Genomic DNA, 19,614 nt, shown 5'->3' with positions numbered 1-19,614 from the left:
AGTGGATCACATCACACTCAGGCGGCGGAGCACAGGCCGTTGTCTGCCGCGTCCTTCTCCTGCTCCTCGGGGGTCACCGACTCGACCGGTGACTCGACCGGTGAGGTGTTGGATGTGGGGCTGTCGGGTGCGGCAGTGGACGACGGGGAGCCCGTCGGGGAAGGCCTGGCGGTGGCGGCCGGGTCGTGGAGCGGACGGTCCTCGAGCATCCGCTGCCACAGCTCGTCGGCCTCCGGGAGGATCCGGAGCCGGCCCCAGTTGGGATCCCCCTCGGGGAAGGCCTCGTTCGGCACGGTCTCGAACTCGATGCTGCCCGGGGCGAGGTTGCGCATCTGCCCGGCCAGGTCGGCCAGGCCGGCGACCGAGCCGACGTCGGTGGTGATCGACCGAGACAGCTCGGTGGCGAACGAGGCCAGCCGGCTCGGGCGGGTCAGGGTGCCCGCGGAGAGGACCTTGGTGGCGAGGGCGGTGAGGAAGTATTGCTGGCGGCGCATCCGGCCAAGGTCGGCGTTGGGGGTGGAGGAGCGGTTGCGTACGTAGTCGAGGGCCTGCTTCCCGCGTAGGTTGTGGGTCCCGGCGGGTAGGAAGATGTTGTGCTCCTCGTCGTCGATCGCCTCCGGGATGCAGATCCTGACGCCGCCGACGGCGTCGACCATTCCACGGAAACCGGCGAAGTCCAGGGCGAGGTAGTGGTCGATCGGGATCCCGGTGAGCAGCTCGGTCTGGCGAGCGGTGCAGGTGGGGCCGCCCAGGGCGTACGCCTCGTTCCACATCACCCCGCTGGCCTCGGGGATCGTGGTGCCGTCCGGGGCGGTGCACTCGGGCCGGTCGACGAGCGCGTCGCGAGGAATCGAGATGCCGTACGCGGACTCACGGTCGGCCGCGACGTGGAGCAGGATCGTGCTGTCGGAGCCGCCGGCGCCACCCTCGCCGTCGATCGAGCAGCCCGCGCAGTCGCGCCCGTCGGTGCCGAGGACCAAGATGTTGAGGGGTCGCTTCGGGCCGGTGTCCTCGGGCTCGTCGACGAGATGCTCGATGTCGCCGCCCGAGCCGAGGTTGCTGTTGAGTCGGTCATAGAAGGCCCAGGTGCCGATCCCGGTGGCGACCGCCAAGAACAGCATCGTGACCACGACGGTGAGCACCACCGTACGCGTTCCCGACGTCACTTCGGCCCCCATCGTCCTCCCTCGATCGCTCCGCCTGAGCAGCCCCACACGGGTAGTACGCGCCAGCGGGCCGAGAGGTTGCTGCAATCAGTTGACGGCAGAAAACTGCATTGTGAAACCATGAGGAAGGTACTGTCCGAAAACCGCGAGTAATTTCGTTCCGAACACGGCACCATTGAAGACATGGATGGGACGATGAGCCTGAACGGACTCGACTTCGAATCGTGCTATCGCGCAGTTCGATCGCGCGACCGGCGCTTCGACGGTGTCTTCTACACTGCGGTTGCCTCGACCGGCATCTACTGCCGTCCCTCGTGCCCGGCGCGGACCCCCGCGCTGGTCAACGTGTCCTTCCACCGGACCGCGGCAGCGGCCCAGGCGGCCGGCTACCGGGCCTGCAAACGTTGCCGTCCCGACGCCACCCCGGGCAGCCCGGAGTGGGACGTGGCCGCGACCCTCGCCGGTCGGGCGATGCGCCTGATCGCCGACGGCGTCGTCGACCGCGAAGGCGTCGAGGGGCTGGCCCGCCGGGTCGGCTACTCGCCCCGTCACCTGACCCGGCTGCTGACCACCGAGCTCGGGGCCGGTCCGCTGGCGCTGGCCAGAGCGCGCCGCGCGCAGACCGCCCGGACGCTGGTGGAGACCACGGAGCTCGGCTTCGCGGACATCGCCTTCGCAGCGGGCTTCTCGAGCGTACGTCAGTTCAACGACACCGTCCGCGAGGTCTATGCGGCCTCGCCGACCGAGCTCCGCGGGCGACGCGGCTCGAGGCGTCGAGCCGACGGGACGATCGCGCTGCGGCTCGCCGTCCGCACCCCGTTCGCCGGTCGTGCGCTGCACGCCTTCCTGCGCGACCACCTGGTGCCGGGGGTGGAGGTCGCAGGGGTCGAGAACGGGCGACTGTGGTTCGCCCGGACCCTCGATCTGCCCAACGGTCCGGGGACGCTGCGCCTCGAGCTCACCGACATCCCAGAGGGCGAGACCGGTTTCGTCCACGCGACCTTCAAGCTCACCGACCTGCGCGACACCACCGCGGCCGTCGAGCGTGCCCGTCGACTGCTCGACGCCGACTGCGACCCGCGCGCGGTGGCGGACGTCTTCGCCGACGACGCGGTGATGGGCCCGCTGGCCCGGGCTCTGCCGGGGCTGCGCGTGCCCGGCACCGTCGACGGCGGCGAGCTGGCGCTGCGTACGATCGTGGGGCAGCAGGTCTCGGTCGCCGGGGCACGCACCGTCTTGGCAGGGATCGTCGCCGAGCACGGCCGCCCGATCTGCACCGACATCGAGGGGCTCACGCATCTGTTCCCGGCCGCGGACGTGCTGGCCGCCGCCGACCCGGCCGGTCTGCCGATGCCGCGCGCACGCGGTCGGGCGGTCACCGGCCTGGCAGCTGCCCTCGCCTCCGGCGAGCTCCAGCTGGACCGCGGCACCGACCGCGACGTCGTGCACGACCAGCTGCTCGGCATGCCCGGCGTCGGCCCCTGGACCGCCGACTATGTCGCGCTGCGCGCGCTCGGCCACCCCGACGTCTTCCTGCCGACCGATGTCGGCATCAGACGAGCGCTGGAAGTGCTCGGTGCGCCCGCGGCGGACGTCGCCGCATGGCGGCCGTGGCGCTCGTACGCCCTGCTCTATCTATGGACTTCACTGACTCCCTTGGAGGAACTCTGATGTGGACAATCATCGACTCGCCCGTCGGCGAGCTGAGGCTGGTCGCGCAGGACGGCGCGATCACCGCGATCGACTTCATGCCGGCTCTGTACGCCGAGGGGCGGCCTCGTGGCGAACGGTCCGACTCGGACCCGTTGCTCATCGAGTGCGCCCGGCAGCTCGCGGAGTACTTCTCCGGGGATCGGACCTTCTTCGATCTTCCGCTGGCGCCGGCAGGGACCCCGTTCCAGGAGCGGGTCTGGGAGCAGCTGCAGAAGATCGAGTACGGCACCACCTGTTCCTACGGTGAGATCGCCGGCCGCATGGCCATGACCGGCCACGGCGCCCGCGCCGTCGGGCTCGCCAACGGCAGGAACCCCATCCCGATCGTCATCCCGTGCCACCGTGTGATCGGCGCGAACGGCTCCCTGACCGGCTACGCCGGTGGCCTGGAGCGCAAGACGGCCCTGTTGGGTCTGGAGAGCGGTGCCCTCTTCTGATGCCGAGCCCGCAGTCGTGGTGGTCGAGAGCTCAGTCATGGCGTACGTCGCTCTCGGCTGTCGCGCTCGCTGCCGCTCTCGCCGGGTGTGGGCAGGAGCCGGTCACGGAGCCCGTCGAGCCCGCGGTCGATGAGAGCGAGCTCCTGGTCAACGGGCGGGTGACCTGCGACCAGGACGTCTCGAGCGAGCGGGCGAAGGACACGATCGAACGTGTCGGCGGCCTCCAACAGCCGACCTGGTCGGTCCGGTTCGCCGAGAGCACCGCCGCCGGGGTCGTCGTGCTGGTCACCGGCGACCTCGAGGACGCCGAGCCCCGGCTCTTCGACGACTACGGCGTCGCCGTGATCGTCGGGTCGGCAGAGAGTCGGACGAGTGCGGATGACTTCCGGGCCGTGCGCGAGGCGGTGCGGGAGATCTGCGGCTGAATGCTCACCGAGGTACCTCGGTGAGCATCCGGCGCCGCTACTCCGCGGCAGCCCGCCGCAGCGACTCCGAGAGTCGGTCGGCGGCGGCGAGGACGGCGGGGGCGTGCATCTTGCCGGGCTGGCGGGTGAGGCGCTCGAGAGGGCCGGAGACGGAGACGGCGGCGATGACCTTGCCTCCGGGGGAGCGGACGGGAGCGGACACCGAGGCGACACCGGCCTCGCGCTCGCCGATCGACTGCGCCCAGCCGCGCCGGCGGATACCGGAGAGGGCGGCCGCGGAGAAGGCGGCGTTCTGCAGACCGCGGTGGAGGCGCTCGGGGTCCTCCCAGGCAATCAGTATCTGAGCGGCCGACCCGGCGCGCATGGTGAGCTGGGAGCCGACGGGGATGGTGTCGCGGAGACCGGAGGGACGCTCGGCGGCGGCGACGCAGACCCGGAAGTCGCCCTGGCGCCGCCACAGCTGCGCCGACTCGCCGGTGATGTCGCGCAGACGCGCCAGAACGGGCCCGGCGGTGGCGAGGAGCCGGTCCTCGCCGGCGGCGGCGGACAGCTCGGCCAGGCGCGGACCGAGAACGAAGCGGCCCTGCATGTCGCGGGCGACCAGACGGTGGTGCTCGAGCGCGACCGCGAGCCGGTGTGCGGTCGGGCGGGCGAGCCCTGTTCCTGCCACCAGACCCGCCAGGGTCGCCGGGCCGGACTCGAGCGCTGTGAGCACGAGAGCGGCCTTGTCGAGAACGCCTACACCACTGGAACTGTCCATATCGCAAGACTAACTTCTCAGAACCTGAGATGCAACGTTACGCTCGGAACAGCAGACTGGAAGTGGCGGATCTGATTTCGAGATTCAACGCTCGACCCGCCACCGGCCACTACAGACCAAAGATGCCAGATGGAGATCGAGTCATGGGCAGGACCTTGTCGGAGAAGGTGTGGGACGAGCATGTCGTCCGGTCGAGCGCGGGAGAGCCTGATCTTCTCTACATCGACCTTCACCTCATCCACGAGGTGACGAGTCCGCAGGCCTTCGAGGGTCTGCGCCTGTCCGACCGCAAGGTGCGCCGCCCCGATCTCACCATCGCCACCGAGGACCACAACGTCCCGACCGTCGACTGGGACAAGCCCATCGCCGACCCGGTCAGCCGCACGCAGGTCGAGACGCTGCGCAAGAACGCCGAGGAGTTCGGCGTACGTCTCCATCCCCTCGGCGACGCCGAGCAGGGGATCGTCCACGTGGTCGGCCCGCAACTGGGGCTCACCCAGCCGGGCATGACCATCGTGTGCGGCGACTCCCACACCTCCACGCACGGTGCCTTCGGCGCGATCGCGTTCGGTATCGGCACCTCTGAGGTCGAGCACGTCCTGGCGACCCAGACGCTGATGCAGGACAAGCCGAAGACGATGGCTGTCACGGTCGACGGCGCGCTGCCCGACGGTGTCAGCGCCAAGGACCTGATCCTCACCCTGATCGCCAAGACCGGCACCGGCGGTGGCCAGGGCTACATCGTGGAGTATCGCGGCGAGGCCATCCGCGAGCTCTCCATGGAGGCTCGGATGACGATCTGCAACATGTCGATCGAGTGGGGCGCCAAGGCCGGGATGATCGCACCGGACGAGACCACCTTCGCCTACATCAAGGACAAGCCCGAGGCCCCGAAGGGCGCCGAGTGGGACCAGGCCGTCGCGCACTGGAAGTCCCTGGTCACCGACGAGGACGCCGTCTTCGATCGCGAGATCACGATCGATGCCGCCGAGGTCACCCCGTTCGTCACCTGGGGCACCAACCCGGGCCAGGGCGTCCCGCTGGGCGCTGCCGTCCCGAGCCCCGACGACTTCGAGGACGCCGACGAGAAGATCGCGGCCGAGAAGGCGCTGACCTACATGGGTCTCGAGGCCGGCACCCCGATGCGCGAGGTGCACATCGACACCGTCTTCCTCGGCTCCTGCACCAACGGGCGAATGGAGGACCTGCGTACGGCCGCCGACATCATCCAGGGGCACAAGGTCGCCGACGGCACCCGCTTCCTGGTCGTCCCGGGCTCGGCCAAGGTGCGCCTGCAGGCCGAGGAGGAGGGTCTGCACAAGATCTTCCTCGACGCCGGTGCCGAGTGGCGTGGCGCGGGCTGCTCGATGTGCCTGGGCATGAACCCCGACACCCTCGCCCCCGGCGAGCGCTCGGCCTCCACGTCCAACCGCAACTTCGAGGGTCGCCAGGGCAAGGGCGGTCGCACCCACCTGGTCTCGCCGGAGGTGGCTGCCGCCACCGCCGTACGCGGCACCCTCTCCTCGCCCGCCGACCTGACGCTCGCCCGAGCCTGAACACGGAGCGCCCTGACATGGACAAGTTCACCACCCACACCGGCGCCGGCGTACCGCTGCGCCGCAGCAACGTCGACACCGACCAGATCATCCCAGCGGTCTACCTCAAGCGCGTGACCCGCACGGGTTTCGAGGACGGCCTCTTCGCCGCGTGGCGCAACGACCCGACCTTCGTCCTCAACAACGAGGCGTACGCCGGGGCCTCCGTCCTCGTCGCCGGCCCCGACTTCGGCACCGGCTCCTCGCGTGAGCACGCCGTCTGGGCGCTGATGGACTACGGCTTCCGCGTGGTCATCTCTTCTCGCTTCGGCGACATCTTCCGCGGCAACTCCGGCAAGGCCGGTCTGCTGGCGGCGAAGGTCGACGAGAAGGTCGTCCAGAAGCTGTGGGACCACCTCGACGACAACCCCGGTGCCCAGATCACGGTCGACCTGGAGTCGCGCACCGTCCGTGCCGGCGAGGGTCCCGACGCCATCGAGGACTCCTTCGACATCGACGACTACACCCGCTGGCGCCTCCTCGAGGGCCTCGACGACATCGGCATCACGCTCTCCCACGAGGACGACATCGCCACGTACGAGGCGACCCGGCCCTCCTTCAAGCCGGTCACGCTGCACGCCTGAGCCTCGCCGAGAAGTCGCCCCCGTCGGCCGAGACGTCACGTACGTCGGCCGAGACGTCACGTACGTCGGTCGAGTTGGCACAACGTTGCCAACTCGGCCGACCGCAGTGACGTTTCGGCCGTCCGCCGTGACGTCACTGCGGGCTAGGGGAGGTGGATCTGGCGGCCGTCGGCGCCACGCTGGGATCCGGTGATGCGGTCGCAGGAGCCGGTGTCGACCCAGCAGCGGAGATACCAGGACTCGGAGGCGGTGGCGGTGCGGAGGACGACGCTGCGGTCGGACTCGAAGCCGGCGACGTAGACCTTCTCGACGGAGTCGGGTACGCGCAGGTCGATGTGCTCGGAGGTGCTCATGTTGACGGCGATGCCGCGCTCGGCGCCGTAGCTGATCATCCCGGGGTCGCTGGGGTTGCGGGCGATGGCGACGATCGAGCCGTCGGGGGAGTCGGCGACCGAACCGGGCAACGGCGCATGGACGCCGGGCTGGGTGAGGCTGCCGTCGGCCTCGATGGCGGCGAAACGGGCCTCCCACTCGCCAGGGTTGTAGAGGAGTACGCCGCGGCTCAGCGGGATCAGCTGCTGGTAGTCGAGCGGTAGCGAGATCCGCCGGGTCCCCTTGTCGGGGTGCCAGGCCGTCACCGGCGGGCTGGAGACGGCCAGCTCGCCGTAGTTTCCGGGTGCCGCCGGCGGTGCCGGTACGAGTCCGGTGCGGAAGTAGGCGCGAGTGCGGTCGGTGCCGAGCACGGCGGTGCCGACAGGGGTCCCTTCGAGCGTCAGCCGGCCGGTCTCCTCGCCCGTCGTGGTGTCCACCGCGACCAGGGCGGAAGCGGTGTCTCCGGTCTGCTGGAGAGCGAAGAGCTGGGTGCCGTCCTTGCTCAGGACCGGCTGGGTCCACAGTCCGGGGATCTGGATGGTCTTCCCGCGTCGCGCGATCCAGACCGGGCCGGGCTCGGTGGCGCTCTCGTACATCAGCACCGTCCACCCGGCCACGCTCATCTGTGAGCCGTAGACCTTCTGCGGCTTCGCGCCCAGCTGGAGCCGGCCGGCACGGTCGACGAACGGCAGGGTCGTCGCGGGTCCGATGGGCAGGTCGGCGTACGTCGCCGGGATGGTGGGCTCGCTGTTGCGCACCGTCGGAGCAGGTGGCGCCGGGGCAGGGGTGCTGGCGCTGGTCCGGCCCTCGGCGAGCCGGGCGGTATGGACGGCCAGCCACGTCACCGAGGCGATCAGCGCGAGGGCGATGCAGGCGGAGAACGGGATCCCGGCGCGGCTTCGCCTCACCGTGGTCTGCGGCTCCTCGAGCACCACGGCCGGCTTCTCCTCGTCGATGTGCACGTCAGTGATGGTCGTACCTTCCTCGTCCTGCCCTGAGTGTTTCCACGCTAACCGGCGCGCACCGGAGGATCAGGAGAGTTCCGGTGAACAGTGCGTGTTCACATGCTGTCGGTATGTATCGAATGTGTGGGTATGGCCTATGGTCGATCGGGTGGTGAGAAAACGAGTAGCTGATGCGAGCAAGCAGGCCGGGAAGGTAGTCGGCACCGTGACGGGCACGGCGGGCAAGCTGGTTGCCGACGTCGTCTCCGGCAAGGTGAAGGTCCCTTCCGTGCCGAAGGTCAAGCTGCCGAGGCCGGGCCGCAAGGCGCCGGCCAAGGCCGTCGAGCCGGTCGAGACCGCGCCGAAGCAGGCGGCGAGCTCCGCCAAGACGCCTACGCCGGTGAAGGAGCCGGCGCCGGCGAAGAAGACTGCCGCCAAGAAGGCGTCCGCGAAGAAGACCGCTGCGACGACGAGCGCGGCCAAGAAGAGCCCGGCCAAGAAGAGCCCGGCCAAGAAGTCTACGACGGCGAAGTCCACCGCGGCGAAGAAGACGACCGCCAAGAAGGCCCCCGCCAAGAAGGCCCCCGCGAAGAAGGCTGCCGCGGTGACCCCAGTCGAGGCCTCTGAGGCCGCGGCCGAGAAGACGACGCCGGCGAAGAAGACGACGGCCAAGAAGACGACGGCCAAGAAGACGACGGCCAAGAAGACGACGGCCAAGAAGACGACGGCCAAGAAGACGACGGCCAAGAAGACGACGGCCAAGAAGACGACGGCCAAGAAGACGACGGCCAAGAAGGCTCCCGCGAAGAAGACCCCAGCAAAGAAGCCTCCCGCGAAGACGACTGCGGCGAACGAGGCGACGGCCGACAAGGCCCCTACGAAGACGACTGCGGCGGAGAAGACGACGGCCGACAAGACCCCTGCGCAGCAGATGAGTACCGCGGCGAAGACGACGCCAGCCAAGAAGGCACCCGCAAAGAAGGCGCCGGCCAAGAAGGCACCTGCGCAGCAGCCGCTCGCGCAGCAGCCGCCCGCACAGCAGCCGCCCGCACAGCAGACGGATGAGACGAAGGGTTCAACGGTTGGGGACTCGACGGGATCCGGCTCGACCGACCCGACGACCAAGCCCGAGAGCCCGTCGAGCGACGCCTAGCCGGAGCTGCCGACCCGCACCGACGCCAGCGTGGTACGCGGCCCCAGCCCCAACCTGCGTACGGCCTCGAGGTCTTCGAGAGTGTCGACGTCGTGGCGGAGCGAGCTGAGGGCGCCCTCCACCGGGCGAGCGCCGCCGGCACCGTGGGCGGCCGCGGACCCGGGGCCGAACGCGGGCCGGAACAGGTCGTGGGGCGCGGTGTAGAGGGTGGTGCCCCCGCCCGCCGCGTCCTCGACGTACGCAGCCCCGGACCCTTCCGTGGCAGCCAGGGCTGCGTCCAGGTCGGCGGCACGCAGCGCGGGCAGGTCGCCGCACAGGGCGGCCGGTCGGAGTCCCGGCCAGCGGCGCCGGGCCTCGCGTGCACCCTGCACCAGGGTCTCGTTGAGGTCGCCGCTGACCCCGTCGGGGATGACGTCGGCTCCGAGACGGACGACGTCGGCGGCGAAGTAGGAGTCGTCGGTGATCACCAGAACGGCGCCGACGCGGGTGGCGGTCAGGCATGACTCTGCGGTGTCGAGGGCGAACGAGCGGGCGAGATCGGCCCGCTCGTGCGACTCGATACCGACCAGCCGGGACTTGCCGCGCGCCGGAGGCTTGACGGGCAGCAGGACGACGTAACCGGGTGCAGGTGCGGGCATCAGGGTAGATCCTGACAGGTGTCTCACAACCTCGCGGATACGGCCCGGTAACCTGCCCTGGTGGGAAAGTACCGGAAGTTCCAGGAGGGCAAGGTCGGCTGGCCATGGGTCGTGGCCGTCGGCATCGTGAAGCCCGCCCTTCTCGCGACCACCAAGCACGAGTGGGACGGCGGCGAGAAGATCCCGGAGAGCGGGGGAGCGGTGTTCGCGCTCAACCATGTCTCTGAGATCGACCCGTTCACCGCAGCGCACATCGTCTGGGACTACGGACGTAGGCCGAGCTACCTGGCCAAGGCCGGGTTGTTCAAGGGCCCGCTGGGCAAGTTCCTGCGGGCCGCCGGACAGATCCCGGTGGACCGTAAGGCCGGCGCCTCGGCCTTCGACGCGGCCGTCAAGGCCGTCAACGACGGCAGCATCGTGGTCGTCTACGTCGAGGGCTCGATCACCAAGGACCCCACCGGCTGGCCCATGCGCGGCAAGTCCGGCGCGGCTCGGATCGCGCTCGCGACCGGTGCCCCGGTCTACCCGGTGGGACAGTGGGGAGCCCAGGAGCTCCTTCCGGCGTACTCTCTCAAGCCGCATCTGATCGGTCGCAAGATGATCCAGATGAAGATCGGTGACCCGGTGGACCTGAAGGACCTCGAGGTCCAGGATCACACCACTGGTGTCATCAACGAGGCGACCGACCGGATCATGAAGGCGATCGTCGGCCTGGTGGCCGACATCAGGGGCGAGGAGCCGCCCGGTGAGCTCTTCGACCCGAAGAAGGCCGGGGTGAATGCGACCGGCGACCCCCGCAAGACCAAGAAGAAGGACAGCAATTGAGCGAGCGTAAGCGAGCGAACAGCAAGGTAGCGGTCTTCGGAGCGGGCTCGTGGGGCACCGCGTTCTCGGTCATCCTCGCCGACGCCGGCAACGACGTCACCATGTGGGCGCGGCGTGAGGAGGTCGCGGCGGCGATCAACGACACCCATGAGAACCCCGAGTACCACCCCGGCACCGAGCTGCCGCACAACATCAGCGCCACCCATGACATCGAGAAGGCGGCGTACGGCGCTGATCTGGTCGTCCTCGCGGCGCCGTCGCAGACGCTGCGCAAGAACCTCACCGACTGGGCGCCTTTCCTGCCGAAGGACGTGCCGCTGGTCTCGCTGATGAAGGGCGTCGAGCTCGGCACCCTGGAGCGGATGAGTGAGGTCATCGCCCATGTCACCGGGGCGGGTCCGGACCGGATCGCCGTGGTCAGCGGCCCCAACCTCTCCAAGGAGATCATCCGTCGCGAGCCCGCCGCCGGTGTGGTGGCGTGCGCCGACGAGGATGTCGCCAAGACGATCCAGGCGCGGGTGCACTCGCCCGCGTTCCGCCCCTACACCTCCACCGATGTGGTCGGCTGCGAGATCGGCGGGGCCTACAAGAACGTGGTCGCGATCTCCACCGGGATGGCCGCCGGGATGGGGTTCGGAGACAACACCCAGGCGTCGCTGATCACCCGAGGTCTTGCCGAGACGGCACGGTTGGCGATGCAGTTGGGAGCCAACCCGATGACCCTGATGGGTCTCGCCGGTCTGGGTGACCTGGCCGCGACCTGCTCCTCGCCGCTCTCGCGCAACCGTACGTTCGGGGAGAAGCTCGGCAAGGGCATGACCACCGCCGACATCCTGGCCTCCAGCCACCAGGTCGCCGAGGGTGCCAAATCCTCCCACTCGCTGCGCGAGCTTGCGGCGAAGGTCGGGGTGGACGTTCCGCTGGCACAGTACGTCGACGATGTCGTGTCCGGTGCCAAGACCGTCAGCGAGATCCTGGACGAGATGCTCGAGCGGCCGACGAAGGCCGAGACCGAGTAGTACGTTGGGACGGCCCCGGAGCGAGAGCTCTGGGGCCGTCCCATATTTCGTCCCACGCATCAGCCGCAGCCGAGGCCGATGGCGTAGTAGGTTCGAGAGGCCGTCAACCACTGGGAGATCGCCATGCTCGGACGTCGTTCTGCAGTCGTAGCCACGCTGACCGGAGGCGCGCTCGCGCTGGCCACTCTGGTTCCGTACGCCGGGGCGACCGCCGCTCCGCACGACCGGCACGTGCCGCCACCCAAGGTGCCCACCGCGGTCGGATACGGGGGTGCGGTGGCGAGCGTCGACGCCGACGCCAGCCGGATCGGGTTGGAGGTGCTGCGCAAGGGCGGTAACGCGACCGACGCGGCGATCGCGACGGCTGCCGCGCTCGGCGTGACCGAGCCTTACTCGGCCGGGATCGGAGGGGGTGGCTTCTTCGTGCACTACTCCGCGCGCACCGGTGAGGTCGAGACGATCGACGGGCGTGAGAAGGCGCCTGCCGCGATCCCGCGCGACGCGTTCATCGACCCCGAGACGGGGAAGGAGTACCCGTTCTTCCCGGACATGGTCACCAGCGGCGCCTCCGTCGGCGTGCCGGGCACCCCGTTGACCTGGGACAAGGCGCTGAGGAAATGGGGGACGCGCTCTCTGCGTCAGTCGCTCGCGCCCGCCTCCCGGCTCGCGCGTCGAGGATTCGTCGTCGACGAGACCTTCCGTCAGCAGACCGTCGACAACGCGGAACGTTTCGCAGCGATCGATTCCACAGCCGAACTATTTCTTCCCGGAGGATCTGCGCCCGAGGTCGGCAGCCGGTTCCGCAACCGCGACATCGCCAAGACGTACGACCTGCTCGCCCGCAAGGGCGTGAAGGCCTTCTACCGCGGTCCGCTGGCCGAGGAGATCGCTGCGACGGTGGCTGACCCGCCGAAGACCGCCGACACCGACCTGCCGGTCCCGGTCGGCTGGGTGACCACCGAGGACCTCGCCGCCTACACCGCCCCCGACCGTGAGCCGACCCGCTCGACCTATCAGGGCCTGGACGTCTACGGGATGGCACCGCCATCGTCCGGCGGCACCTCGGTGGGGGAGGCGCTCAACATCCTGGAGCGATACGACCTCGCCGGGATGAACGACACCCAGGCCTACCACCATCTGCTCGAGGCGAGCGCGATCAGCTTCGCCGACCGCGGCGCCTACCTCGGCGACGCCGATCATGTCGACGTGCCGGTCGAGGCGCTTCTCGACGACACCTTCGCCGCCGAGCGGGCCTGCACTCTCGACCCCGCAGCGGCGCAGCCGAAGCCGGTAGCGGCCGGAGATGCGTACGACTTCGACGGCATCTGCGACGCCGCGACCGGCACCGGTGAGACGGCCAAGGACACCGAGAACCTGGAGACGACCAACCTGACCGTGGTCGACCGATGGGGCAACGTGGTCGAATACACCCTGACCATCGAGCAGACCGGCGGATCCGGGATCACCGTGCCCGGACGAGGGTTCATCCTCAACAACGAGCTGACCGACTTCTCGACGACCTACCGGTCCGACGACCCCAACCGGATCGAGCCCAACAAGCGCCCACGCAGTTCGATGGCGCCCACGATCGTCCTCTCCGAGGGCCGCCCGGTCCTGGCGGTCGGGTCGCCCGGCGGATCGACGATCATCACCACCGTGCTCCAGATCCTCGTCGAGCGTCTCGCCCGCGAGCGGACCCTGCCCGAGGCGATGGCCGCGCCGCGGGCGTCTCAGCGCAACGCCGCGAACACTGGTGCCGAGCCGGCGTTCATCGAGGCGTACGGAGGGCCGCTGACGTCCCTGGGACACAGCTTCGCCTCGACCGCCGAGCTCGGGGCAGCCACCGCGATCGAGATCGGCCCGGACGGGCTGCTGACGGCCACCGCGGAGCCGTGGCGCCGCGGCGGCGGGTCGGCGCTGGTGGTAAGTCCGGTCGACTAGTGGTCTGAGCCGATAGTTCGTCCCCGGTCCGTCGTCAGGGTGCGTGCTGGGCAAGGCGCCCCCGCGAAGGCATACCGGGGTCTTTCGAGCGGGGGCAACGCCGCCCGGTGCGTGCCATGGCGGCGGACCGGGGACGAAATTGAGGCGACGACCACTAACGCTCGATCCGGTCGAGAGCCTGGGAGAGGTCGTTCCAGAGGTCGTCGACGTCCTCGATGCCGACCGACATCCGCACCAGCCCGTCGGGAACGGTCGCGGACTCGGTCTTCCAGCGGCGTCGGCGCTCGAAGGTCGACTCGACGCCTCCCAGCGAGGTCGCATGGACCCACAGCGAGGTGGCGTGGGTGAGGAAGTCGGCCTGCTCCGCGGTCGGGAGGACGGCCGCGAGCATGCCGCCGAACCCCGGATAGCGGACCTCGGCGACGGCCGGGTGCGCGGCCAGCCGCTCGGCGAGCACCGCCGCGTTGGCGGCGGAGCGCTCCACCCGCAGGTGCATCGTACGAAGCCCGCGAAGCGCCAACCAGGCCTCGAACGGGCCGGGGATCGCTCCGATGAGGTCGCGCCGGGCCTTGAGTACGTCCCACAGCGCGTCGTCGGAGACGACGACCGCGCCCATGACGACATCGGAGTGGCCGGCGATGAACTTCGTGGCCGAGTGGATGACGATGTCCGCGCCGAGCGCGAGCGGCTGCTGGAGCAGAGGAGTGGCGAAGGTGTTGTCGACCACGACCCGCGCGCCGGCCTCGTGCGCGGCAGCGATGATCGTCGGCAGGTCGGCGAGCTGCATCCCCGGATTGGTCGGCGTCTCGATCCAGACCAGCGTGACCTCGCCATCGAGCTTCCCGAGCAGCTTCACCACGGCGTCGGTGTCGGAGAAGTCTGCGAGGCGTGCGGTCAGCCGGCCTCGCCCCTCGAGGTCGGCCAGCTGACCGATGGTCCCGAGGTAGCTCTGCTCGGTCGCCACGACGACGGAGTCGTTGACCAGGTCGAGCAGCGTCGCGATCGCCGCGAGCCCGGAGGCGAACGACAGCGCCCGTCCGCCCTCGAGCTGCCCGAGCGCCTCCTCGAAGGCCACCCACGAGTCGTTCGTGTAGCGCCCGTACTCCTTGTCGCCGCCGGCCACATAGGTCGAGGCCATCGTGATCGGTACGTTGAGCGGCTGGTCGGGCTCGTGGGCCGGCCGCCCGGCGTGGACGGCGATCGTGGCGGGCTTGTGATCCATGCCTGTGAGCGTAAACCTCGGCCGGTGGCGAGCCCGGTGGGGGTAACACGTCGTTCGTGGGTCTATCCGGTCGTTATAAAAGGCGAGTAGACCCACGAACGACGTGTTACCCGGGCTGTGGGGCGGCCCACGCGCCGCGCGGTTACGGGTCATGGCATGGTCCCGGATAAGGTTGCGGCCGTGTTGACGACCCTGCTGGATGGACGTGCCTTCGGTGAGAAGCACGGCAAGGATGCTGCCACCGTCGTGGCCCTGCACGGCTGGGCACGCAACCGCAGCGACTGGGGCTCGACGCTCGAAGGGCTGGACGCGCTCGCGCTCGACCAGCCCGGTTTCGGTGCGACCCCCGCTCCTGACGAGGGCTGGGACACGAAGCAGTACGCCGAGTGGCTCGCCGAGATCTTGCGCGATCTCGACCGCCCCGTACTCGTCGGCCACTCCTTCGGCGGCCGGGTTGCGGTCCAGCTCGCTGCCGCGCATCCCGAGCTCGTCCGTGGCCTCGTGATCACCGGCCTCCCGCTGTTCCGTCCGAAGGCCGGTGGGAAGCCCAAGCTGGCCTACCGGATCGGTCGCTGGGCGTACGCCAAGAAGCTCATCCCGGAGTCCAAGATGGAGGAGCTTCGCGAGAAGTACGGCTCCTCGGACTACCGCAACGCCAAGGGCGTGATGCGGCAGGTGCTCGTGAAGGCCGTCAACGACGACTACACCGAGCAGCTGGAGGCCATCGCCGCCACCGACCTGCCCGTCAAGCTGATCTGGGGCGAGAACGACACCGCCGCCCCGGTCTGGATGCCCGGCGAGGCCATGGAGATCCTGGGGGACAACGCGACCCTGGAGATCGTCCCCGGCTCCGCACACCTGCTCGATGCCAGGCTGGTCAAGAGCCTTCGAGGCGCCATCGACGAACTTCGTACGAACCGAATCTGAGGGGCTGAAGAAGAAGCATGTGGATCGTCCTGGTCACCTCCGCGCTGACCCTGGTCTCGTACTACCGCTGGCTGCGGGTAGCCCAGCGTGAGCACTACGAGCCGACCCGACTGTTCGCGATCGAGTGGATCTGGATCAAGGCCCGTCCGGTCGAGGCGATCCTGCTCGGCGCGGTCGTCGTAGTCTGTCTGGCCGCGTTCGTGCTGCCCTACGGTGCGCTCGTCGGGGCGCTGCTGTTCGTGGGCTGGCCGGTCGGGATGAGCTTCGTGGGCGCCAAGCGGCTGGTCTGGACGGATCGGGTCAAGCGCCTGGCCGGGGTGCTCTTCGTGCTCCACGCAGTCGTGACCGTCCTGATCGCGCTTCTCGCCCCGGCCGCCGCCGGCCTGCTCCCGATCCTCGCGGTGCCGCTGGCCGAGGCGGCGCTGGCGATCATGTGGCCGACCGAGAAGGCGATGGCGAAGAAGTGGCAGGTGCAGGCCGCCGCCACCATCAGGAAGGTCAGCCCGAAGATCGTCGCGATCACCGGTTCCTACGGCAAGACCTCGACGAAGAACTACGCCACCCACCTGATGCAGGGCCGCTGGTCGACGCTGGCCTCGCCGGCGAGCTTCAACAACGCGATGGGTCTCTCTCGCGCGGTCAACGACCGCCTCCAGCCCGGCACCGACATCTTCGTGGCCGAGATGGGCACGTACGGTCCGGGCGAGATCGCCGCGCTGACCGAGATCTTCCCGCCCGAGGTCGCTGCGATCACCACGATCGGCGAGGCCCACCTGGAGCGGATGAAGTCGCGCGAGACGATCGTGAAGGCCAAGTCGGAGATCCTGCCGAAGGCCGCCACGGTGGTGCTCAACATCGACGTACCCGAGCTCGCCCTCATCGCCGAGAACCTCCGCGCCAGCAAACGGGTCATCGCCTGCTCCGCGATCCCCGGCACCCCTGCCGAGGTCGTGGTGTCCGACGGCGCGCTGACCATCAACAACGAGACGTACGCCGTCGAGCTGCCCGACGAGGTCGGCCACCCGATCAACGTGGCGATCGCCGTCGGCCTCGCTCTCGCCGTCGAGGTGCCGATCGAGACGATCACCCAACGGCTGTCGTCGATCCCGGGTACGCCCCACCGGGCCGAGACCAACCAGACGCCTGGCGGTGTCTGGGTCGTCGACGACACCTTCAACTCCAACCCGACCGGCGCCGCCGCCGCGCTCGCGAAGGCGAAGCGGCTGGCGGGGGAGTCGGGCACGGTGTGGACCATCACTCCCGGTATGGTCGAGCTGGGCCAGGAGCAGGCCGCGCGCAACATCGAGTTCGCGCAGGCTGCCACGGCCTCTGACCGGATGCAGCTGTGCATCGTCGGTCGCACCAACCGAAAAGCGCTGCGTGCGGGGGACCCAGCGCGAACCACTGCGTTCGACAGCCGCAAGGCGGCAGCGGATCATGCACTGACCGCAGCCAAGGAGGGCGACGTGGTGCTGTACGAGAACGACCTCCCCGACCACTACGCGTAGGACCCAGGAGCTTTCACCATGAGCGTAACCAAGGCCACCATCGTCTTCGGCGGTCCGAGCGCCGAGCACGACATCAGCATCCTCACCGGCCTGCAGGCCGAGCGAGTCCTCTCCGGGGCCGGCGTCGAGGTGACGTGCCTCTACTGGGCGCGCTCGGACAAGTGGTTCCTGGTGCCCGCCAAGCAGGAGGCGCGCGACTTCCTCGGTGGTGAGCCGAAGGGGTCGAAGGCCGTCGAGTTCCGCCTCGGCACCGAGAAGGGCGACGGCTTCTACACCGTCGGCGGTTTCGGCGGTGGCAAGCGGCTGGAGACCGGCCCGATCCTCTCCGCCTTCCACGGCGGCGCGGGCGAGGCCGGCGGCATCCAGTGGCTCTTCGAGCTCGCCGGGCTCAAGGCGACCGGTGCGTCCCCGGCCTCCGCCGCGCTCGGGATGGACAAGCTCGCCTTCGGTGCGGTGATGCTCAACGCCGGGCTGCCGTCGCTGCAGCGTGAGCTGCTCTCGCGCTACGCCGCCCCGTCCTTCGCGGGCCCCTACATCGTCAAGCCGCGCTTCGGCGGCTCCTCGATCGGCATCGAGGTCGTCGACGACTACGAGACCGGCCTGGCGCTCCTCAACACCTCGCCGCACCTGCGTGCCGGCGCGGTCGTCGAGCCGTACCGCCCCGACCTCTTCGACCTCAACGCCTCCGTGCGCACCGCGCCAGAGGTCGCGGTGAGCGACGTCGAGCGCCCGCTGCGCTCCGAGGAGGCGAAGATGTACGACTACTCCGCCAAGTACGTCCACACCGACGGCCTCTCCTCCTCCCCGCGCGAGTTCCCGGCCCAGGTCGAGGAGTCGATCACCAAGCAGATCAAGGACCTGGCCGTACGCGTCGTGGAGCTCACCGGTCTGACCGGCATCCTCCGTATCGACTTCCTTTCCGACGGCAAGGGCGAGGTCTTCATCAACGAGGTCAACTCCATCCCCGGAGCCCTCTCGCTCTACCTGTGGCCCGACACCCCCGCCTCCGAGGTCCTCATCAGCGCGATCGCCGAGGCCGAGAAGCACATCCCCCAGGTCACCCGGAACTTCGAAGAGGGCGTCGCCCTCAAGGCGGCCGGCGGCATCGCCGGTAAGCTCACCGGCCTGAGCTGACGCCGAGTCGGCGCAAGCTGACCGCAAACCACGCCGAGTCGGCGCGTTAAGACGCGCCGACTCGGCGTGGTTTTGCGTCAGGATGAGCCGAATCGGCGGTCGGCCGAGACGTCACGCCAGTCGGTCGAGACGTCGCTCCGGTCGGCCGAGACGTCGCTCCGGTCGGCCGAGTTGGCAGCCAAGTGCCATCTCGACCGACCTAAGTGACGCTTCGGCCGACGGGGCTGACGCTTCGGCCGACCGGGTTGACGTCTCGGCCGGCCGGGCTGACGCTTCGATCAGCGGGAGAGGGCGCGCTTGAGCAGGGCGAGGGTGACCTCGCCCATCGAGGTGCCGTCGTGCTTGGCGGCGAAGGGGAAGACGCTGGTCTCGGTGGCGCCGGGGGTGATGGCGACCTCGAGGACGACGAAGCTGCCGTCGGGGGTGACCATGAAGTCGGTGCGGGAGATGTCGCGCATGCCGAGCAGCTCGTGGGCGCGTACGGCGGTCTCGCCGAGCTCGGTGAGCAGCGCGTCGGGGAGGTCGGGGCGGCCGAAGCCGACGAACTCGGCGGTGTAGCGAGCCGCGAAGTCGAACTCGTGGCCCTTGCTGAAGTCGATGGCGATCGGGGTCAGCGGCTGCGGGCCCTCGTCGGTCTCGTGGACGACCACGGAGACGTCGATGCCGGCATAGAAGCGCTCGATGAGCGCCTCGTCGCAGTAGGCGTAGGTCTTGACGAGGGCTGCGGGGAGGGCGGAGAGACCGTCGACGCCGGTGACGCCGAGCGCCGAGCCGCCGCGGGAGGGCTTGACCACGACTCGCTCGCCGAGCCGCGAGATGACGTGCTCCATCAGCACCGGAGCGCCGACATCGCGGAAGGTCGTCGACGACAGCGAGACCGAGTCCGGCACCGGGATACCGCCGCGGCGGAGCAGCTCGCGGGCCGCGGTCTTGTCGAACGCGACCCGGCAGGAGGTGGAGAGGGTGCCGACGTACGGGATCCCGATCAGCTCCAGGAGCGTCTGGATCTCGCCATCCTCACCGAACTGGCCGTGCAGAGCCGGCAGCGCCACGACCGCCTTGTCGCGCTCGAGGTTGTGCAGCAGCGCCCGATCGAAGTCGTACGCAGCCACCTCCACGCCCAGCGCCGACAGCTCGCGCACGAGGTTGCGGCCCGAGGCCAGCGACACGTCGCGCTCGTGGCTCAGCCCGCCGGCGATGACGGCGACGGGCCCGGAAAGAGGAGGTGTGCTCATGCCCATGGTTCTAACA

18 protein-coding genes are annotated in these 19,614 nt (G+C 69.5%); 12 read left to right on the top strand and 6 right to left on the bottom strand.

Features of this window, described 5'->3' with window-relative positions; genetic code table 11:
- Nucleotides 1-17: 17 nt before the first annotated feature.
- Nucleotides 18-1,178, bottom strand: coding sequence for an LCP family protein (locus tag IEY84_RS14135; protein ID WP_229788676.1), 1,161 nt, complete (start codon nucleotides 1,176-1,178; stop codon nucleotides 18-20).
- Nucleotides 1,179-1,361: 183 nt separating this feature from the next.
- Between IEY84_RS14135 and IEY84_RS14130 the strand changes: the two genes are divergently transcribed.
- From IEY84_RS14130 to IEY84_RS14120, 3 genes are read left to right on the top strand one after another with little or no spacing between them, the layout of a single operon-like run.
- Nucleotides 1,362-2,837, top strand: a complete 1,476-nt coding sequence (locus IEY84_RS14130) for an Ada metal-binding domain-containing protein (protein ID WP_229788674.1) — start codon at nucleotides 1,362-1,364, stop codon at nucleotides 2,835-2,837.
- Nucleotides 2,837-3,316 (top strand): methylated-DNA--[protein]-cysteine S-methyltransferase, encoded by a 480-nt coding sequence (locus IEY84_RS14125; RefSeq protein WP_183546592.1) that lies wholly within the window; start codon nucleotides 2,837-2,839, stop codon nucleotides 3,314-3,316. The genes IEY84_RS14130 and IEY84_RS14125 overlap by 1 nt, the downstream gene beginning before the upstream one ends.
- Nucleotides 3,316-3,741 (top strand): hypothetical protein, encoded by a 426-nt coding sequence (locus tag IEY84_RS14120; RefSeq protein WP_183546590.1) that lies wholly within the window; start codon nucleotides 3,316-3,318, stop codon nucleotides 3,739-3,741. Before IEY84_RS14125 ends, IEY84_RS14120 begins: the two co-directional genes overlap by 1 nt.
- A 37-nt stretch (nucleotides 3,742-3,778) precedes the next feature.
- On the opposite strand, the gene IEY84_RS14115 is transcribed toward IEY84_RS14120, so the two are convergent.
- On the bottom strand, nucleotides 3,779-4,501 hold the full coding sequence (locus tag IEY84_RS14115; RefSeq protein WP_008358359.1) for an IclR family transcriptional regulator: 723 nt from the start codon (nucleotides 4,499-4,501) through the stop codon (nucleotides 3,779-3,781).
- Between the two features lie 143 nt (nucleotides 4,502-4,644).
- On the opposite strand from IEY84_RS14115, the gene leuC reads away from it, so the two are divergent.
- Both leuC and leuD read left to right on the top strand, forming a co-directional pair.
- Nucleotides 4,645-6,057: a 3-isopropylmalate dehydratase large subunit gene (leuC, locus tag IEY84_RS14110; RefSeq protein ID WP_183546588.1), complete on the top strand. Its 1,413-nt coding sequence runs from the start codon at nucleotides 4,645-4,647 to the stop codon at nucleotides 6,055-6,057.
- Nucleotides 6,058-6,074: 17 nt separating this feature from the next.
- Nucleotides 6,075-6,680, top strand: coding sequence for a 3-isopropylmalate dehydratase small subunit (gene leuD / locus IEY84_RS14105; protein ID WP_183546586.1), 606 nt, complete (start codon nucleotides 6,075-6,077; stop codon nucleotides 6,678-6,680).
- 143 nt (nucleotides 6,681-6,823) lie between these two features.
- Here the strand turns inward: leuD and IEY84_RS14100 are convergent, their stop codons facing one another.
- A complete protein-coding gene (locus IEY84_RS14100) occupies nucleotides 6,824-8,014 on the bottom strand; it encodes a YncE family protein (RefSeq protein WP_183546584.1) in 1,191 nt (396 codons plus the stop codon).
- Between the two features lie 151 nt (nucleotides 8,015-8,165).
- On the opposite strand from IEY84_RS14100, the gene IEY84_RS14095 reads away from it, so the two are divergent.
- On the top strand, nucleotides 8,166-9,149 hold the full coding sequence (locus IEY84_RS14095) for a histone H1-like repetitive region-containing protein (RefSeq protein ID WP_229788672.1): 984 nt from the start codon (nucleotides 8,166-8,168) through the stop codon (nucleotides 9,147-9,149).
- On the opposite strand, the gene cofC is transcribed toward IEY84_RS14095, so the two are convergent.
- The gene (gene cofC, locus IEY84_RS14090; RefSeq protein ID WP_183546580.1) at nucleotides 9,146-9,787 is read right to left on the bottom strand and encodes a 2-phospho-L-lactate guanylyltransferase; all 642 of its coding nucleotides are present in this window, start codon (nucleotides 9,785-9,787) and stop codon (nucleotides 9,146-9,148) included. The two genes, IEY84_RS14095 and cofC, sit on opposite strands and share 4 nt — an antisense overlap.
- A 60-nt stretch (nucleotides 9,788-9,847) precedes the next feature.
- On the opposite strand from cofC, the gene IEY84_RS14085 reads away from it, so the two are divergent.
- The 3 genes from IEY84_RS14085 (at nucleotide 9,848) to ggt (ending at nucleotide 13,572) form a co-directional block, all read left to right on the top strand.
- A complete protein-coding gene (locus IEY84_RS14085; protein ID WP_183546578.1) occupies nucleotides 9,848-10,612 on the top strand; it encodes a lysophospholipid acyltransferase family protein in 765 nt (254 codons plus the stop codon).
- Nucleotides 10,609-11,631 (top strand): NAD(P)H-dependent glycerol-3-phosphate dehydrogenase, encoded by a 1,023-nt coding sequence (locus tag IEY84_RS14080; RefSeq protein ID WP_183546576.1) that lies wholly within the window; start codon nucleotides 10,609-10,611, stop codon nucleotides 11,629-11,631. The genes IEY84_RS14085 and IEY84_RS14080 overlap by 4 nt, the downstream gene beginning before the upstream one ends.
- A gap of 123 nt (nucleotides 11,632-11,754) precedes the next feature.
- Complete coding sequence (gene ggt, locus IEY84_RS14075; RefSeq protein WP_183546574.1) at nucleotides 11,755-13,572, top strand: gamma-glutamyltransferase; 1,818 nt, start codon at nucleotides 11,755-11,757, stop codon at nucleotides 13,570-13,572.
- Nucleotides 13,573-13,726: 154 nt separating this feature from the next.
- On the opposite strand, the gene IEY84_RS14070 is transcribed toward ggt, so the two are convergent.
- On the bottom strand, nucleotides 13,727-14,794 hold the full coding sequence (locus tag IEY84_RS14070; RefSeq protein WP_183546572.1) for a trans-sulfuration enzyme family protein: 1,068 nt from the start codon (nucleotides 14,792-14,794) through the stop codon (nucleotides 13,727-13,729).
- Between the two features lie 180 nt (nucleotides 14,795-14,974).
- Between IEY84_RS14070 and IEY84_RS14065 the strand changes: the two genes are divergently transcribed.
- Genes IEY84_RS14065 through IEY84_RS14055 form a run of 3 tightly spaced genes read left to right on the top strand, consistent with a single transcriptional unit; the run spans nucleotide 14,975 to nucleotide 18,363 of the window.
- On the top strand, nucleotides 14,975-15,721 hold the full coding sequence (locus IEY84_RS14065) for an alpha/beta fold hydrolase (RefSeq protein ID WP_183546570.1): 747 nt from the start codon (nucleotides 14,975-14,977) through the stop codon (nucleotides 15,719-15,721).
- Nucleotides 15,722-15,738: 17 nt separating this feature from the next.
- Complete coding sequence (locus IEY84_RS14060) at nucleotides 15,739-17,229, top strand: Mur ligase family protein (RefSeq protein ID WP_183546568.1); 1,491 nt, start codon at nucleotides 15,739-15,741, stop codon at nucleotides 17,227-17,229.
- A gap of 18 nt (nucleotides 17,230-17,247) precedes the next feature.
- On the top strand, nucleotides 17,248-18,363 hold the full coding sequence (locus IEY84_RS14055; RefSeq protein ID WP_183546566.1) for a D-alanine--D-alanine ligase family protein: 1,116 nt from the start codon (nucleotides 17,248-17,250) through the stop codon (nucleotides 18,361-18,363).
- A gap of 278 nt (nucleotides 18,364-18,641) precedes the next feature.
- Here the strand turns inward: IEY84_RS14055 and IEY84_RS14050 are convergent, their stop codons facing one another.
- Nucleotides 18,642-19,598, bottom strand: a complete 957-nt coding sequence (locus tag IEY84_RS14050) for a D-alanine--D-alanine ligase family protein (protein ID WP_183546564.1) — start codon at nucleotides 19,596-19,598, stop codon at nucleotides 18,642-18,644.
- Between the last annotated feature and the right edge of the window lie 16 nt (nucleotides 19,599-19,614).

This window comes from Nocardioides albus, from assembly GCF_014648255.1.
Classification (GTDB): Bacteria; Actinomycetota; Actinomycetes; order Propionibacteriales; family Nocardioidaceae; genus Nocardioides; species Nocardioides albus.
This window is presented reverse-complemented; position numbering and strand designations above follow the sequence as displayed.